Origin of the sequence: Leptolyngbya cf. ectocarpi LEGE 11479, assembly GCF_015207065.1 — a bacterium.
Classification (GTDB): domain Bacteria; phylum Cyanobacteriota; class Cyanobacteriia; order Phormidesmidales; family Phormidesmidaceae; genus Leptothoe; species Leptothoe ectocarpi.
The window spans coordinates 1-16278 of record NZ_JADEXP010000120.1; the positions used below are offsets into that span (position 1 = coordinate 1).

Here is a 16278-nt window from a genome sequence, read left to right on the forward strand (position 1 = left end):
CCGTTGTAGTTACCCAGTAATCCGGCCATCCGATTGGTGCGATCGCGACTCACCATCGGCATGATGTTAATAAAGCGAGCCCCGCTGACCGTAATGATTTTAAGCGCCACCTGGTCACCGCTGGGCCAGATCACGGTGTAGTTGCGATCGCTCTGCCGCTGGATCTCCCCGCCATTGGGCAATGGGAATCCATCATCCATATCAACAGCCACACCATCGACCCACATGAGGCTGCGGCCATCAGGACTATCTTGCACATACATGCCCACCCGGTGGTCACACACCCGCATCGCCACCGCCGTATTGAGCGATAGGCTATTGCGGTTAGGCACCTGGGCCTGGCGAGCCTGGACCTCAAAGTCACGGTTGCGACTATGGGTCAAAATAAACTCGCCCACGGTTTGAAAGCCATAGTGAAACCCATCAAACGTATTGATGTGGGGGTCTCCGTAGCTGCGACCCTGGGCCACATCGGATGGCACAGAGCGACTTTCACAGAAGCTGGTTTGGGCCGCTGCCGGCTGGGTGGTAATCATCAGGCTGCTGAGCAGACCTGCCAAAAACAGCCCTAAACACCGCCGTAACGATTTTGGAGTCAGGATGGTCATGGATATGTTCGTTCGTTGATAGGAGTCTTTCATTTCTACACCCCAGGTCTAGGGAATTCCGTCATTAATTCCTGACCTAGATGCACACATCCAATTGCCCAACGGTTGTTTTGGGGTGGGTTGAGTCATCCCATAATCGGGCTACCGTGGTGATGCACCAGATACCACTGGCCGCCCATACGCTCAAATAGATTGGTTGCCATTGATGTGGCTTCTAACCGGCGACTGCCTGAAATTTGCATCACTTTCTCGACCAAAACCACGTAGGCCAGATCGCCAGAGACATCCACAGACATCACATCGACATCAATTTCGAGATAGCGCGTCGCCTTAAAAATTTGCAACCACGACTGGCGAATCGCCTCCCACCCTTTAAGAGCTTTACGTCCCGGATGAATGCAAAGGCTACCAATACCTTTAGAACAAACTGCTTCCATCGCCTCAATGTCTTTTTTCTCAAAGGCTCGATAAAACGTTTGATTGGCTTCTAGAACAGCAGATTGTTCGTTTGACATGTAAGTTCTACATAATTTTGATAGCTAGAATATCGTCAATCGTTACGCTTTAGCCGCCTGCTGGGCCAGGACAAACGCGCCCATGATACCGGCCTTGCCACCGAGCTTTGGCGGAACGATGTAGCTATCAATGTCGTTCATGATTTTTGGCACCTTGAGATAGGTGCTCATCTGCTGGCGCACCTGCGAGCGGATCAGCCCAAACAGCTGTTTTTGTTCCATCACACCCCCACCCAGGATGATCCGCTCCGGTGAGAACGTCAGCATAAAGTTTACTAGGCCCACTGCCAAATAATGGGCTTCTAGCGTCCAGGCTGGGTGGTCAGCCGGAAGTAATGCCGCTTTTTGTTGCCACCGTTTTTCAATGGCAAATCCCGAAGCCAATCCTTCTAAACAATCTTGATGAAACGGACAAGCTCCCGGAAACGGATCGCTAGATAAATCGTGGGGAATCCGAATATGACCCATTTCAGGATGCAGTAGCCCATGCACCAGCTGACCGTTAACGACCGCGCCACCGCCAACTCCTGTCCCCACAGTCAGGTACAAAAAAGTATCAAATCCCTGGCCATTGCCCCAGTGATACTCTCCTAGGGCCGACGCATTAACATCGGTATCAAACCCGACGGGAGCTGACAGTTCCTGCTTGAGCATGCCAGCAAAGTCAATCTGTTGCCAGCCCGGTTTGGGGGTATCGAGAAACCAGCCAAATGTAGACGAGTCAGCCTGGGTACCAACGGGACCAAACGCCCCCACACCAATCGCGTCTAACGGTCCCCACCGCGATATTTGTTGACGAAAAAAATCGATAACTTGGGCAATGGTCTCTGTCGGAGTTGTTGTTGGAATCCGAATCTCTGCTCGCAGATCGTCAGGACTCGCCCCCACGGCACAGACAAACTTTGTGCCACCCGCCTCGATTGCTCCAAAAAGTGACATTACCGTTTCCGTTTGAACATATGCTCAATATATAGCGATTAGAGTACAAACTCACTACGCCATCTACTGATCTGTCCGTAGTTTTCAAAGGTACTCCATTACGCCTAGCAGAATTGCCAATACCTGCTCCAAATCATCAGGTACTCTATACAGAGTCAGATCCTGACTGATCTGGCGCTGTTGTTTGTCTAACTTACCAAATCGCCAAGCTTCACCAATCGTGACTGCACCATAGATAACAGACTGCTCTTCTATCTCCGCTAGGGCAATTAGCTCAACGGCAAGCTGAGTAAATCCCCGACTCAAATCATCCCGTTTAGCTTCTACAACAGCAACACTTGTCTTCGCCCTGAGCAGATAGTCCAAATTCCCTTTAAGCCAATCATTAACCATCAGCAGATACTCAATTTTGAGCTGGCATCGACACTGATGAAAATCTCTAATAGTATCGGCGAAACCAATACCTCACGACGTGCTACTTCACTTGTTAAACTCACCAGCGGCAGCACATCTTCTATCTGCTGTTGCAGGCTTTGTAACCGTTCAAATGGCTGATTGGACATTGGCAACGACAGTTTGCCAACCGTTAAACCATAGCCAAACTCTGCCAAAATATCGTCAGGCTCATAGGGAAGCTCAAAATATTGACGAAAGGAGTAAGACTTTCCTTCCTGTAGAATCTTACTTCGGCTCATAAAGTCTAACCACAGTTATGTAAATTAATGATACATCTATTACCACTGCGTCTCTTCTTCATCGCATGTCTTCTATAGAAAGCCAATCGGGTCAGCCTCCGCTCAAAGGCATTCGCGGATCGTTTTTAGACTTTATCGACGATCCCTTTTACAAACCTGAGCTAGAGAGCGTTCGCTATATAGCCGATGGACTGATGGTATTGGCTGATGGCCATATCAAGGCTTTTGGTAGCTATGACGGTTTACACCCTGAGTATGGAGATATTCCGATGATGGAATATCCTGATCGGCTGATCGTGCCAGGATTTATCGATACCCATATCCACTACCCCCAGACTGGTATGATTGCCGCCTACGGAGAACAACTCCTAGAATGGCTCAATCAATATACATTTCCCACTGAAAGTAAGTTTAAGGATAAAGCTTACGCCAGCGAAGTTGCTGAGATTTTCTTAGATGAGCTGCTGCGCAATGGCACCACCACGGCCTTAGTCTTTGCCTCTGTATTTCCCCAGTCTGTAGATGCCTTTTTTGAGGTAGCAGAGCGTCGAAATCTCTGCATGATTGCTGGCAAGGTGATGATGGATCGCAATGCACCAGATGCGGTCTGTGACACTGCCGCATCATCATATCAGGAGACCAAATCCCTGATCCAAAAATGGCACAAGCGGGGTCGTCTGCACTATGCGGTCACGCCCCGGTTTGCCATTACCTCCACCGATGAACAGCTGCGGCTAGCAGGCCAGCTATTGCAGGAATTTCCAGATGTCTATTTGCATACCCACCTATCTGAAAATGTGGACGAAGTAGCTTGGGTAAAACAGCTTTTTCCTGACTGCCAGGGATATCTCGACACCTACGATCAGGCCGGTCTGGTAAAAGAGCGCTCAGTCTTTGCCCATGGTGTACAGCTGACGGATGCAGAATTTCAGAGACTCTCAGAAGCTAAGTCAGCCATTTCTTTTTGTCCCACATCAAACCTGTTTCTCGGCAGTGGCCTATTCAAGCTTGAACAGGCCAAGTCTACAGACTATCCGGTAAAGGTAGGACTGGGAACAGATGTGGGGGCAGGGACCAGTTTCTCCATCTTGCAAACCGCGAATGAGGCATACAAAGTTGCGCAATTACGCCATCAGAAATTATCTCCTTTCAAGGCTCTATTTTTAGCCACACTGGGTGGTGCAAGGGCATTATGTCTAGAGGATAGCATTGGCAACTTTGACCCTGGCAAAGCTGCAGACTTTATTGTGCTCAATCCACGAGCCACACCTCTGATGGCCTTTCGCAACAACTCTGATACCCCAGGTGATCTAAAAGAGCTAGCAGATCGCGTTTTTTCTCTGGTGATGATGGGCGATGATCGGACTGTCCAGGAAACCTACATTTTGGGAGAGCTGGCCCACAAACAGACACAATCTATCACATAGGAGGGTACCCGAGCTTCAATTGCCTAGCTCATTTCCTAAACCAGCAACGGCTATGATTTGGTTATCGGAAAACCATTTATTTCATGAGTACTGCAACCCAATCCTATCTACCTTCTGAGCCGGTTACGCTGGTAATTTCTGAAATTATTGCCCCAAACCGATTGAAGGACTACGAAGCTTGGGCCAGAGGGATCAGCCTGGCTGCTCAGCAATTTGAAGGGTTTTTAGGAGCTGAGATATTACGCCCTAGGGACAATGCCTATGCTGAATATGTGGTCATTGTCAGATTTGTTTCTTATCATCATTTACGCTGCTGGACGACATCATCTATCTATCAACAATGGATTGATAAATCTAAAGGATTAGTGGCGAGACGAACACTACGGCACATGACTAGCGGTATGGAAATATGGTTTTCTAAACCAACGGGAAACTTAGACGATACTCAGCCTGCCTACTATAAACAAGTGATTTTAGGGGTGCTGGCAGTATATCCTCTCATCTTGCTTGCGAATGTTCTGCTAAGCGACCTGTTATCTCCCCTGCCATCTTTTTTAGGCTTGCTCATATCTGTTACGTTTGTTTCTGCCCTGCTCACCTATCCAGTCATGCCTATGCTGACTAGGATTTTAAGTTTCTGGCTTTATCCAACAGCGTCAAATTAGATCGAGCACTCAATCTTGCCCAGTTTTGCTTAATTTACGGTTTCAATTTTGACCTCCTCCGAGATATCGACTAGTTTTAGCTTTTCAGTCTCATCATCTGTCTCAGAAGCTTTGGAAGATATGGCAATATAAATACCAACCAGAACAATGCCAAAAGAACACCAGTTGAACAGCGTTAATCGTTCATCTAACATCAGCAAGGCTAAAACGGCTGCAATCACCGGGATTAACAACATTGAAATGGAAACAAATCCGGCTGAAAATACTTTCAGACTGTAGGTGAGCAGCCCCTGTCCTAGGGCCTGGGAAAAGATAGCCAGCGAGATCACAGCGGTCCATCCCATAGCCGTACTTGGGAAAAAAGTCTCTTGCATAGCGAACAACAGTGTCATTACCAACAAGCTACCGATAAAGCTGGTCCACAGCATGATCCAAGCGGCATCAAACCGGATGCGCAGCTGCTTGATACAGAGAATATTAATGGCAGATAATAATGCAGCGGTCAGGGCGGCTTCATCGCCTATTAACCCGTTGGTAAGTTGTAAATCCCCTAAACCAATAAGAACAGCTCCTACAATGGCAACAAACATTCCCCATAGAAACTTGGGGCTGAAGGACTCTTTAAGCAATAACCACGCGCCTAAGGTAGTAAATATAGGCATCATGTTATTCAAAAGAGTGGAATTTGCCACACTGGTTTGGGTTAGGGACCAGGCCCAAAGGCTTAAAGACCCAGAGAATGCTGTGCCTGACAGGAGCAGCAACCCAATATCCACTAAATCTAGCGTTGGGACCAGCCCTTTTGGAACGTCGGCATCACTTGAGCTAGCTGCCCGCCCACTGATCCGGGTGATGCCATGCCACAGTAAAAAAATAACAGTGGCAATACTTAGCCGATCAAATGTAGCTGCATAGGGGCTAATCTCTTTTTCGGCAATGACTAGAAGAATAGAGGCACAGGCAATTCCTAACAGGGCAATGACTAGGGTGAGTGCTCCGGTCAGTCGTTTAGAGATGGGCCATAGCGATGGGGACATGCTTACCTCAGGGAAAACGAGGGTTTAGGGTATAAGACGGTAACAACGTATCTTACCATCTTTGAGCTGGCATACTTTTGCCGTAGATTACCCCATCCAGCATTTAATAGCTCCGTCAATTATTTACGCTCTCCCGGCAATAAAATGTTGAGCACCAGGGCACAAATACCTCCGGCGGAGATGCCCGAACCAAAGATATTTTTGATCAGAATTGGCATGCCAGAGAGTAAATCTGGAGCAAAGGTGACGCCTAGACCTAGCCCCAGGGATGTAGCTAAAATCAGGGTTTCTCGTCTACCAATCTCAATGGACGAAACAATCTTGATCCCGGCGGTGGCAACACTGCCAAACATAATGATGGTTGCTCCGCCTAAAACAGGTTGTGGAATGGCCTGCAAGACACCGCCGATAATGGGGAACAGTCCTAGGATGCTGAGAATAACAGCGATAAAGTAGCCAACATAGCGACTACCAATGCCGGTTAGTTGAATCACGCCGTTATTTTGACTAAATGTAGTGTTGGGAAAGGTATTAAAAATGGCGGCAATAAAAGAGTTAAGACCGTCGCCTAAAACGCCACCTCGCATGCGACGAAAGTAGGTTTCTCCTTGAATGGGTTGGCCAGTGACGACTGATGTGGCTGTTAAGTCGCCAATGGACTCGATGGTGGTAATTAGATACAAGAAAGCAAAGGGGATAAACGCGGTCGGGTTAAACCCAAAGCCATACTTAAACGGTATAGGAAGAGTGAAGATAGCCATTTGACTGAGCCGACTCAAATCCACCAGCCCCATGGACAGTCCAACAATGTAGCCAACAATCAAACCGATGGCGATGGAGGCCATGCGCAGAAAGGTATTGCGACTGCTGTTCAGGATAATAATGATGGCCAGTACCAACAGGGATAAGAGCACATTTTGAGCACTGCCATAGGTCTCATTTTGTTTAGCTAGAGCCCCACCGCCCATGGCTAAAACGCCGGCATTGATCAAGGTGAGACCAATCAGCATGACGACAGTACCGGTGACCAGAGGGGTAATCACACGACTGATGACTTCGATAAATTGGCTAAATATCATCTCGATAAAAGAGCCAATTAGACACATACCAAAAATCAATCCCAGTGCCTGGGCAGGTGTAGCCCCTCCTGCGACAGCGGCTGTTCCGGCACCAATAATCGGACCGATAAAGGCAAAACTGGTGCCCTGGATACTCAACAGTCCAGACCCTACTGGTCCAATGCGTCGAGTCTGGATAAAGGTGGCAATACCTGAGACAAACAGAGACATGCTAATCAGATAGGCCCTATCCTCAGGTTCTAGACCGATGGCACCGCCAATAATCAAAGACGGAGTGATAATGCCGATAAAACTGGCTAAAACGTGCTGAACGGCAGCAAAGAGCGTGTCTCGCAGCGGCGGTTTGGATTCTAGACCATAAATTAAATCTGTAGATTTTGCGATCGCAGGTTCAGGCGGTAACTCTGCCACGGTTTCGTCTGGATATTGAATAATTCCCTCTTGTTCGCTCACCAAAAAATCTCCTTTTTATCAAGCCTTGGCTCCGGTGTTGTTAAAACGACACCACCCGCCGCGTTAGGTTATGCGGTCGTCTACGTATTTAAGGTGATGTATGAAACAAAAAAAGTTCTCCTGTATACAGTCAGCATCTATTCTTCCTGTTAGCGTAAGCGAACAATTTAATTCCATGGTGTGGGGAATTCGCTAGATGTTTACGGTGACCAACGGTGTGTCGGCTCCACTGAGCCCTTCATTTTTCTGTAAAGTATTGTTGACGACAGGGACTTGGCTAGGGGTTTTAGGAGGTAGTGTTCTGGCTGGCGAACAGATTGCTAGTCAGCAAATAGGTCAACAATCTGCGTTACTGACCGCTGTTTCTACTGCTGAAGCTGAGCCGTTAGATCAAGCGGAGCTAGAAATTCCAGAGCCTGATACCGTACTTAATCCGGCTAGTCTAGAAGCCAGCCCTGAAGCGACCGTCCCCGGAGCCGAGCTGGCTCAAGTGACCAGCGTTAGTGAACTGGATGATGTCCTACCAACGGACTGGGCCTATACGGCATTAACCCGTCTAGTGGAAGAATATGGCTGTATTGAAGGCTACCCCGACAGCACGTTTCGGGGTAATCAAGCCATGACTCGTTATGAGTTTGCAGCGGGGTTAAATGCTTGTCTGGATGTGATTCTTGAGTTAATGGGAGGTCTAGAAGATTCAGATCTAGAAACCATTCAACGGTTGCAAGAAGACTTTGCCGCTGAATTAGCCTCCATTCGGGGGCGGGTTGATGCGCTGGAGGCGGATGTCGCCACCCTGGAGGACACCCAGTTTTCTACAACAACAAAGCTGCGGGGGCGAGTATTTGGTCATCTGACCGGGGTGACGGCCAGTGGTGATATCCAGGCGGAGGGGATCAATGTTTTTGCCGCCGCTCGAGATGCCAATGGTGATCCGCTAGTGCGCACCATCACCGATGATCCCGAAGTTACCTTTAGCTATTTAACCTGGCTCAATCTACTGACATCCTTTACAGGAGAAGACAGGCTCATACTACAGCTAGCTGTTGGCGACGGGGTTTCGCCAGCTAATAGCTTTGCCTCCGCTGGTTTATTCAATACCTTTGGCACCCCGTTTACAGCCCAGCAGGGTGGCCGTCTAGAAGATGACGTCATTCTTCGAGAAGCGTTTTACTCATTTCCGCTGGGCGATAACGTGTTTGTGACGGCTGGCCCTAAAGTGAACTGGTACCGCCACTTTGATAACAATAAGTACACGTTTCTAGTCACTGGTGCTAACAGCTTTAACTCCAGCGGCGGTACTCAGGTCAATGCCGTAGACCGAGGCGCTGGTGTGGTGGTTGAGTGGGATGTGCTCGACAAGGTGGAGCTATCCCTGGGCTACCTGGCCGAAGCAACTGAATTTCTGACCAATAGTTCATCTAGCGATGCTTCGCGAGGATTATTTGGTGGCACCAATACATTGACCGCTCAGCTTGAGGTGTTTCCCACCGACGATTTGGCACTTCGGTTTCTTTACACCCGCAGTGAGTTAGATACAAATGCGAATGGCTTGGTTGGCGGTGCAGCGAGTGAACCTCTCTATGGTTTTGCCGATGATGGATTTGGTGGCCCCTTAGACGGAGCCACCGCCGATACTTTCTTGTTTAATTTTGACTGGCAGCCGTCGGATTGGTTGGGCCTTTTTGGTCGCTACAGCTATGGCAGTACGAACTTATCTGCAATCACGCCAGGACGCCCCGATGGGGAAGTGAATGCCCAGTCTATTCAGCTTGGGTTAGCGTTTCATGACTTGCTCAAGCCCGGTTCCCTGGCTACAATCTCGTATCTGCGCCCCTTTGATGTCACCGACGGACGTAATTTCTTGGTCTCCGGCGGCGGTGATGGAGCCACCCAAGAAGAAATTGAGTTTTCGTATCGCTATCCGCTGACCAACAACATCGCCATTGTTCCGTCTGTTTATTGGATTAACAATGCGAACAATTTCAGCGATAATTCCGACATCTATGTTTTCAACTTGCAAACCCAGTTCTCTTTCTAGAGCGTTTCGTGGGTCTGTGGGAACTATCATGTCGTTTTATGCCAGATAGATGGAAAAGCTAAAAATCATTGTTGTGGGCGCTGGGATGGGCGGTCTAACGACGGCCCTGGCCATGCGACAAGCTGGCTACGATGTCGAAATTTATGACCGAGTGAAAGCCCTGCGACCTGCCGGGGCCGGAATCTCTCTCTGGTCTAACGGAGTGAAGATCTTAAATCGGTTGGGGTTGGGCCGTGAAATAGCCGCCATCGGTGGTCCCATGGAACACATGGCCTACTACGATGGCAAAACGGGCGAACTGCTCACTGGGTTTAGCCTATCGCCGCTGATCGATCGTGTGGGCCAAGCCCCCTATCCGGTTGCTCGCACTGATTTGCAACAGATGCTGCTAGACGCCATTGGCGCGGAAAACGTCCAGCTCAATAAGCGCTGTGTGGCGGTGGAACAAACCGCCGACAGTGCCACGGCCATTTTTGAAGACGGCCATCGCGCCACGGGGGATGTGGTGATCGGTGCCGATGGTACCCACTCCATTATTCGTGCCTATATTTTGGGTCAGCCCACCGAGCGGCGCTACGTGGGCTATGTCAACTGGAATGGGCTGGTGCCCGTTAGCGAGGCCCTGGCACCGCCCAACAGCTGGGATATCTACGTCGCCGATGGTCAGCGGGCGTCGGTGATGCCGGTGGGTTGCGATCGCTTTTACTTTTTCCTCGATGTCCCCTTACCCAAAGGCACTGAGAACAACCCTGAGCGCTATCGTCAGGAACTACTAGGTCACTTTGACGGCTGGGCCCAGCCGGTACAGACACTGATCCAGCAGCTGGATCCAACCGCCACCAATCGAGTTGAAATCCACGACATCGAACCCCTAAAAACCCTGGTCAAAGGCCGAGTCGCCCTAATCGGAGACGCCGCCCACAGCACTGCCCCCGACTTGGGCCAGGGGGGCTGCCAAGCCATGGAAGATGCCTGGATGCTCGCTAACTATCTATGCACCACCAATATCGCCGTATCAGATGCTCTAGAACGTTATCAAGCTAGCCGTCTAGAGCGAGTGGCCCAGATCATTCTCAAAGCCCGCAAACGCTCCAACATGACCCATGGCAAAGTCCCTGATAAAACCCAGCAGTGGTATGCCGACTTATCCACTGAAGACGGCACCACAATTATGAACGCCATTTCTGAAACAATATTGCTCGGCCCCATGCACTAAACCATGAGCACCCTACTGGTCAAACATATTCACACCCTCGTCACCATGGATGACCAGCGCCGGGAAATCCGGGACGGGGCCTTATTGATTCAAGACAATGTCATTCTGCAGGTGGGGACTACCGAGACACTGTCCGATACAGCATCCGATACGGCAGATGACGTCATCGATTTTGATGGCAAACACATTGTTTTACCCGGTCTGGTCAATACCCATCACCACTTTTACCAAACCCTGACTCGGGCTGTCCCCGCCGCCCAAGACTGCGATCTCTTTAGCTGGCTGCAAACCCTGTATCCCATGTGGGCCAATCTCACCAGCGAAGCCATTTACGCTAGCGCTCAGATGGCTGCCGCTGAGCTGATGCTCTCTGGCTGCACCACCGCTAGCGATCATCTCTACATTTTCCCCAATGACTGCACCCTCGACGACGAGATTCGAGGCGTTCAAGAGATTGGCCTCCGCTTTCACGCCAGTCGAGGCAGCATGAGCGTCGGCGAGAGCCAGGGGGGGCTGCCTCCCGACAGCCTGGTGGAGACTGAAGCCGCTATCCTCAAAGACTCCCAGCGGCTGATTGAGACCTACCACGACAACAGCCGTCATTCCATGCTGCGGTTAGTCCTAGCCCCCTGTTCCCCGTTTTCAGTGTCTCCTGATCTCATGCGGGAGTCAGCCGCCCTGGCCCGTACCTATCCAGGGGTGCGTCTACACACCCACCTGGCGGAGAACAAAAGTGACGTGGACTATAGCCTGGAAAAATTTGGTCTCAGACCCGGCGACTACGCCGAATCTCTAGGCTGGCTCGGAGAGGACGTCTGGCATGCCCACTGCGTTCAGCTCAACGATGCCGCCATCCAAAAATTTGCCCATACCCACACTGGCGTCGCCCACTGCCCCTGTAGCAACATGCGCTTGGCCAGCGGCATCGCCCCCATCCGTAAAATGATGGCAGCAGGCGTGCCGGTAGGTATCGGTGTCGATGGGGCCGCATCTAACGATGCCACCCATTTGTTGCAAGAAGCTCGCACAGCCTTTCTGCTAGCGCGCGTACGCGACCAATCAGCGGCGGCCATCAGCGCCCGTGAAACCTTGGAACTCGCCACCAGGGGTGGGGCACAGGTGTTGGGCCGAGACGACATTGGCTACCTGGCACCAGGGATGGCCGCCGACTTTATTGCCTTTAATCTAGACACCCCCGCCTTTGTCGGCAGTCATCACGATGTTGTCGCCGCCCTCATTTTTTGTCAGCCTCCTGCCGTAGACTACAGCTTTATCAACGGCAAAAAGGTGATTGACCAGGGGCGACTGGTCACAGTTCCACTAGAACAGCTGGTCCAAACCTGTAATCAAATCGCCGTTGGCATGGTGAACTGACGTGGCAATTTGAGAGCTTCCATCTAATCTACTCATGTAAGTGATTCGAGCTAGTGCTGGTATCTGTTGTTGTTTCTTTCTATGGTGAAAGAACAACAGAATATTCAGAAGGAGGTCACAAAATGGTCAAAAAGACAACTTCAAATCCTTGGACAACAGAACAGCTTGTCCACATGAGCCAAAGCCTGGCAACGGCCTATGGGACCAATATTCCAAGCAACATTCAAGCCAGCAGCATCGGTCGCTGGAATACTCAGCAGCTTTTGAACTTGTCAGTAGCAAAGTCTTTTCCCTTGGATTAAGGATTGACTCAGACTTTGTCCATTCACTGGCAGCTTCTCAAAATAAATGCAAAAAACAATACGACCATCGACCCGGTCTCTGACCATCAACAGCTGTCGCCTGCAGCAGACCATTGCTGAGCTGGCCACCATTGGGGCCTTGCCCACAGGCGGTATCCGTCGTCTGGCATTTAGCGATGACGACATCAGAGCCCGTGCTTGGGTCCAGGAGCATATGGCCGCCGCTGGCATGACCGTTACAATTGATGCGGCAGGCAACCTGATCGGCCAGTATCCGGGCCAGTATCCTGATGCACCGGCCCTCGCCACCGGCTCCCATCTAGATTCGGTCCCCGATGGCGGCATCTACGACGGCACCTATGGTGTGCTCGCTGGGCTCGAAGTGGTCCGCACCCTGTATGACCACGATATCCAGTTGAACCATCCCATCGAGGTGATTGTTTTTGCTGATGAGGAAGGCACCATGATTGGCAGCAAAGCCATGGGAGGGAAAGCCTTACTCAACTTAGAGCGCTATTATTCCACTGGTGCCAACAACCCAATTGAGAACAACTTAAAACGCCTAGGGGGAGACTGGGAACAGCTACCGTCAGCCCGGCGAGATCCCCGTAGTTTAGTCGCCTTTGTGGAGCTGCACATAGAGCAAGGGCCGGTTTTGGAAGCCACTGGTAACACCATTGGCCTCGTCACGGGCGTTGTTGGGCAACGGCGATATGTCATTACCGTTACAGGCCAGGCTAGCCACGCTGGCACCACCCCCATGTCGATGCGTCAGGATGCCCTGGTGGCCGCCTCTCAGCTAGTGCTGGCAATCCATCGCATCGGCTGCCTCAAAGACAACGCCATGACCGGTGAGCAGGTGGCTACGGTGGGGATGCTTACCCCCACCCCCAATGTGGCCAATACCGTCCCCGGTCATGTTGAGATGGTGGTAGGGATGCGGGACTTATCCAATGATTGCCTAGATCAAATGGAGGCCATGCTGGTAACAGCCATGGATGACATTGCCAAGGGGACCCAAACCCGCATTCAGATCCACCCCACCCTGAGAAATGAGCCTGTTCTGGTTAATTCTCATATTTACAACACCATCGCCAGCGTGAGTAACTGCCTGGGCTTAAAGAGTCAGTCCTTGCCCAGTCGGGCCAGCCATGACGCTCAAAATATGGCTAGCGTTACCGATATGGGTATGATTTTTGTCCCTAGCCGCTCAGGGCTGAGCCATGCCAGTGCTGAGTACACAGCCCCTGAACAGTGCGCCCAGGGGGCCAATGTTTTATTACATACCTTGATGCAGCTCGATCAGCATTATCGATGCCGGTTAGAGGCCGGTTAGGCATTTTCTCGGAAAAACTGTACCGGTTGAAAGCCCTCCTAACCCCCAATTCTGGGGGGAACAAGACTCAAAGCCCCCAAGATTGGGGGTTTGGGGGCCTGAATAGCGGGTAGCTTCTTGAGCTGAAACGGTGCTTTAGACTACACTTAACAAAGTTTACATACTGACTCTAATGTCTAGTGGAATCGGCTAGATTACAAATGCAAGTATTGTTTGAAGTCTGCAGCCATTGGTTAGTAAGTTGTCTTCTCAGCCATTACACGAGCGTGTTTATCTGGCTCTACGGACGTCAATTTTGTCTGGAGAACTGGGTCTAGGAGAACGACTCAATGAAAGCCAGCTAGCTAAACAGCTCGAAGTTAGCCGTACACCGATTCGAGAAGCGATTCGCAGGCTGCAGCAAGAACAGCTGCTGACAACGGATTCTCCAGATGGGATCACGATTGTTGAGATTTCGCTGGACAGTGCCATCCATATGTATGACTGTCGGATTGCCTTAGAGCAGCTAGCTGTGGAAGGGGCTTGCCGCTATGCCACGTCAGCTCAGCTGCAGGCCCTAGAGCAAAATCTCTTGGATTCTGAGGCTATATTTAAAGCGCAAATGGGCGCTGCATGGCCCTCTGACAATAATCCGGAACTGAAACAGCTAGAGCTGAACTATAACTTTCATCGACTGATTGCTGAAAGTTCTCAAAATCCCTGGTTGTTATCGCTGCTGGACCAGCTGTCAAACCAGGTGAAACTGCTAAGGCTGCAAATTTTACAAGTGCCCATTGACGTAGAAGCTATTCACGCTGAACATTGGCAGTTGTTCCATGCCATTGCCAAACGCGATCCTGAGGCGGCTACCCAGTCGATTCGGCAGCATTTGAAACTGAGTAAAATGCGGGTGGTGCAAGTGTTTTCCCATTCCCAAAAGGACCTTAAAAAGGCGGGTAGTCAGTCAAAAATACTGTGCCCAAGCTGTAGTTCCGATAGCATTAAAAAAAATGGCCGTCGCCAGGATAAACAAAACTATCTGTGCAAGACCTGTGGACGACAGTTTATAGGAACCAGCGTTTCTGGGTAGCTTTTGGAAAAAGATTTAAGCGGCGGGCCGAGGATCGGCAACGCTAGATTGCCTATTTGGGCCATCGTGGGGCATGCTTGGTAGGCATGCTCAGGGAGCGGAAGGAATCGTATGTTCAACTGTTTTGCCACCGTGGCACGGGGTTTAGAAGAACTGGCTGCAACGGAACTGGAACATCTGGGGGCAGATGGGGTGGAGCCGGGATTCTGCGGGGTGAGTTTTCGGTGCGATCGCACCCGTCTCTACACCATTAACCTCTGGGCTAGACTACCGTTTCGGATTCTAGTAACCGTGGCCCGTGTCCCCTGCCGTGACAGTCGCACTCTCTACCGCAGCATTCAAGGCATTGACTGGGAGCCATACTTGTCCCCGGGCCATACCCTAGCCGTCAAGGCCACCGGTAAAAATGACCGCCTCAACCATAGTCACTTTACGGCCCTGCAGGTCAAAAACGCCGTTGTCGATCAGCAGCAAGATCGGTTTGGAGAACGCTCCAATGTAGACACAGAAATTCCCGACGTGCAGATTAATATTCATATTAACGACAATAATGCCACCGTTAGCCTAGACAGCTCTGGTAGCAGTCTCCATCGTCGGGGTTACCGGCCTGTCATGGGCACAGCCCCACTCAAGGAATCTCTGGCAGCGGCCCTAGTGCAGCTAACAAACTGGTCCGGCGATGTCGCCTTTCTCGACCCGATGTGTGGTTCCGGTACGCTACCCATTGAGGCCTGTCTACAGACGCTGAATATTGCCCCCGGTCTCTTTCGGGATGAAACCAGCCAGGGGTTTGGGTTTCAAACCTGGCCTGATTATGACGAGGCACTCTGGGAGAATGTAGTAGCAGCCGCGAAAAAGCGACAGCGGCGTGAGCTAGGGGTGGACGTGGTGGGGTGCGATCGCGACCTGGATATTCTCACCGATGCCCGCACCAATGCAGACTATAGCGGTGTTGCTGAGCACATCGAATTTAACTATACGGACTTTGCCGACATTGAGCCCCCCGCCGACAGCGGTATCCTAATTTGTAATCCACCCTACGGTGAGCGTCTGGGCAAAACAGAAAATCTCGCTCCCTTTTATAAACTCATGGGCGATATCCTGAAACAACGCTTTAAAGGATGGACCGCCTATATCCTCAGTGGCAACAAGGCTTTAACCAAGTGTATTGGTCTCAGAACGGCTAGAAAAATCCCGATTTACAATGGTTCTATCCCCTGCCAGTTCTTGAAGTATGAAATGTACTAGAGAGCCCAATCTCAAGTAACGCCAAGATTGTTACATACCTGCTCGATACTATTGATACTTCCTGGATTGATCAAGCCATGGTAGTCAAAAGTCTGAACCTGATCTGATTGCACCGCTGTCAGCTGACTCCAAAATGGATCGGTTTTAAGAGGATGTTTTAAAAGGTAGAGGGGTGTATCAAATCATGCCAGTCTCCTGAGCATCAAGCGAGTCATGGCAATATAAATCATGGCCTCAGATGATTCGGGTAAGCGTTCATAATCCTTACTCAGGC

16 protein-coding genes and 1 pseudogene are annotated in these 16278 nt (G+C 50.5%); 9 read left to right on the plus strand and 8 right to left on the minus strand.

What is annotated here, in order from left to right; all coding sequences use genetic code 11:
- From IQ260_RS14190 to IQ260_RS31030, 5 genes are all read right to left on the minus strand, one after another.
- Window positions 1–641: VWD domain-containing protein (locus tag IQ260_RS14190; protein WP_193993764.1), on the minus strand; the 641-nt coding region annotated here is incomplete at its 3' end.
- 92 nt (window positions 642–733) lie between these two features.
- Window positions 734–1123 (minus strand): nuclear transport factor 2 family protein, encoded by a 390-nt coding sequence (locus IQ260_RS14195; protein ID WP_193993765.1) that lies wholly within the window; start codon window positions 1121–1123, stop codon window positions 734–736.
- A gap of 42 nt (window positions 1124–1165) precedes the next feature.
- The gene (locus tag IQ260_RS14200; RefSeq protein WP_193993766.1) at window positions 1166–2062 is read right to left on the minus strand and encodes an ROK family protein; all 897 of its coding nucleotides are present in this window, start codon (window positions 2060–2062) and stop codon (window positions 1166–1168) included.
- 84 nt (window positions 2063–2146) lie between these two features.
- The gene (locus IQ260_RS31025) at window positions 2147–2455 is read right to left on the minus strand and encodes a hypothetical protein (RefSeq protein ID WP_228016078.1); all 309 of its coding nucleotides are present in this window, start codon (window positions 2453–2455) and stop codon (window positions 2147–2149) included.
- Window positions 2455–2757 carry a hypothetical protein gene (locus tag IQ260_RS31030; protein WP_228016080.1) on the minus strand — a complete coding sequence of 101 codons (303 nt, stop codon included), beginning with the start codon at window positions 2755–2757 and terminating at the stop codon, window positions 2455–2457. Before IQ260_RS31030 ends, IQ260_RS31025 begins: the two co-directional genes overlap by 1 nt.
- 65 nt (window positions 2758–2822) lie before the next feature.
- Here IQ260_RS31030 and guaD point away from each other — a divergent pair, with 65 nt between their 5' ends.
- A complete protein-coding gene (guaD, locus tag IQ260_RS14210; RefSeq protein WP_193993767.1) occupies window positions 2823–4184 on the plus strand; it encodes a guanine deaminase in 1362 nt (453 codons plus the stop codon).
- Window positions 4185–4345: 161 nt separating this feature from the next.
- Window positions 4346–4849 (plus strand): antibiotic biosynthesis monooxygenase, encoded by a 504-nt coding sequence (locus tag IQ260_RS14215; RefSeq protein ID WP_228016082.1) that lies wholly within the window; start codon window positions 4346–4348, stop codon window positions 4847–4849.
- Between the two features lie 29 nt (window positions 4850–4878).
- Here IQ260_RS14215 and IQ260_RS14220 read toward each other — a convergent pair whose 3' ends face one another.
- Window positions 4879–5886, minus strand: a complete 1008-nt coding sequence (locus IQ260_RS14220) for a DMT family transporter (RefSeq protein ID WP_193993769.1) — start codon at window positions 5884–5886, stop codon at window positions 4879–4881.
- Between the two features lie 119 nt (window positions 5887–6005).
- Entirely contained in the window at window positions 6006–7418 is a 1413-nt protein-coding gene (locus tag IQ260_RS14225; RefSeq protein ID WP_322744963.1) for a nucleobase:cation symporter-2 family protein, read from the minus strand.
- Window positions 7419–7614: 196 nt separating this feature from the next.
- Between IQ260_RS14225 and IQ260_RS14230 the strand changes: the two genes are divergently transcribed.
- The 7 genes from IQ260_RS14230 (at window position 7615) to IQ260_RS14265 (ending at window position 16004) form a co-directional block, all read left to right on the plus strand.
- Complete coding sequence (locus IQ260_RS14230) at window positions 7615–9459, plus strand: iron uptake porin (protein WP_193993770.1); 1845 nt, start codon at window positions 7615–7617, stop codon at window positions 9457–9459.
- 49 nt (window positions 9460–9508) lie between these two features.
- The gene (gene hpxO / locus IQ260_RS14235; protein WP_193993771.1) at window positions 9509–10675 is read left to right on the plus strand and encodes an FAD-dependent urate hydroxylase HpxO; all 1167 of its coding nucleotides are present in this window, start codon (window positions 9509–9511) and stop codon (window positions 10673–10675) included.
- 3 nt (window positions 10676–10678) lie between these two features.
- On the plus strand, window positions 10679–12049 hold the full coding sequence (locus IQ260_RS14240; protein WP_193993772.1) for an 8-oxoguanine deaminase: 1371 nt from the start codon (window positions 10679–10681) through the stop codon (window positions 12047–12049).
- Between the two features lie 122 nt (window positions 12050–12171).
- Window positions 12172–12351, plus strand: coding sequence for a hypothetical protein (locus IQ260_RS14245; protein WP_193993773.1), 180 nt, complete (start codon window positions 12172–12174; stop codon window positions 12349–12351).
- Window positions 12352–12397: 46 nt separating this feature from the next.
- Window positions 12398–13687 (plus strand): Zn-dependent hydrolase, encoded by a 1290-nt coding sequence (locus tag IQ260_RS14250; RefSeq protein ID WP_193993774.1) that lies wholly within the window; start codon window positions 12398–12400, stop codon window positions 13685–13687.
- Between the two features lie 241 nt (window positions 13688–13928).
- Window positions 13929–14756 carry an FCD domain-containing protein gene (locus IQ260_RS14255; RefSeq protein WP_407657738.1) on the plus strand — a complete coding sequence of 276 codons (828 nt, stop codon included), beginning with the start codon at window positions 13929–13931 and terminating at the stop codon, window positions 14754–14756.
- A gap of 111 nt (window positions 14757–14867) precedes the next feature.
- Window positions 14868–16004 (plus strand): THUMP domain-containing class I SAM-dependent RNA methyltransferase, encoded by a 1137-nt coding sequence (locus IQ260_RS14265; RefSeq protein ID WP_193993775.1) that lies wholly within the window; start codon window positions 14868–14870, stop codon window positions 16002–16004.
- 182 nt (window positions 16005–16186) lie between these two features.
- On the opposite strand, the pseudogene IQ260_RS14270 reads toward IQ260_RS14265, so the two are convergent.
- Window positions 16187–16278, minus strand: a pseudogene (locus IQ260_RS14270) (IS5/IS1182 family transposase); the annotation flags it as partial.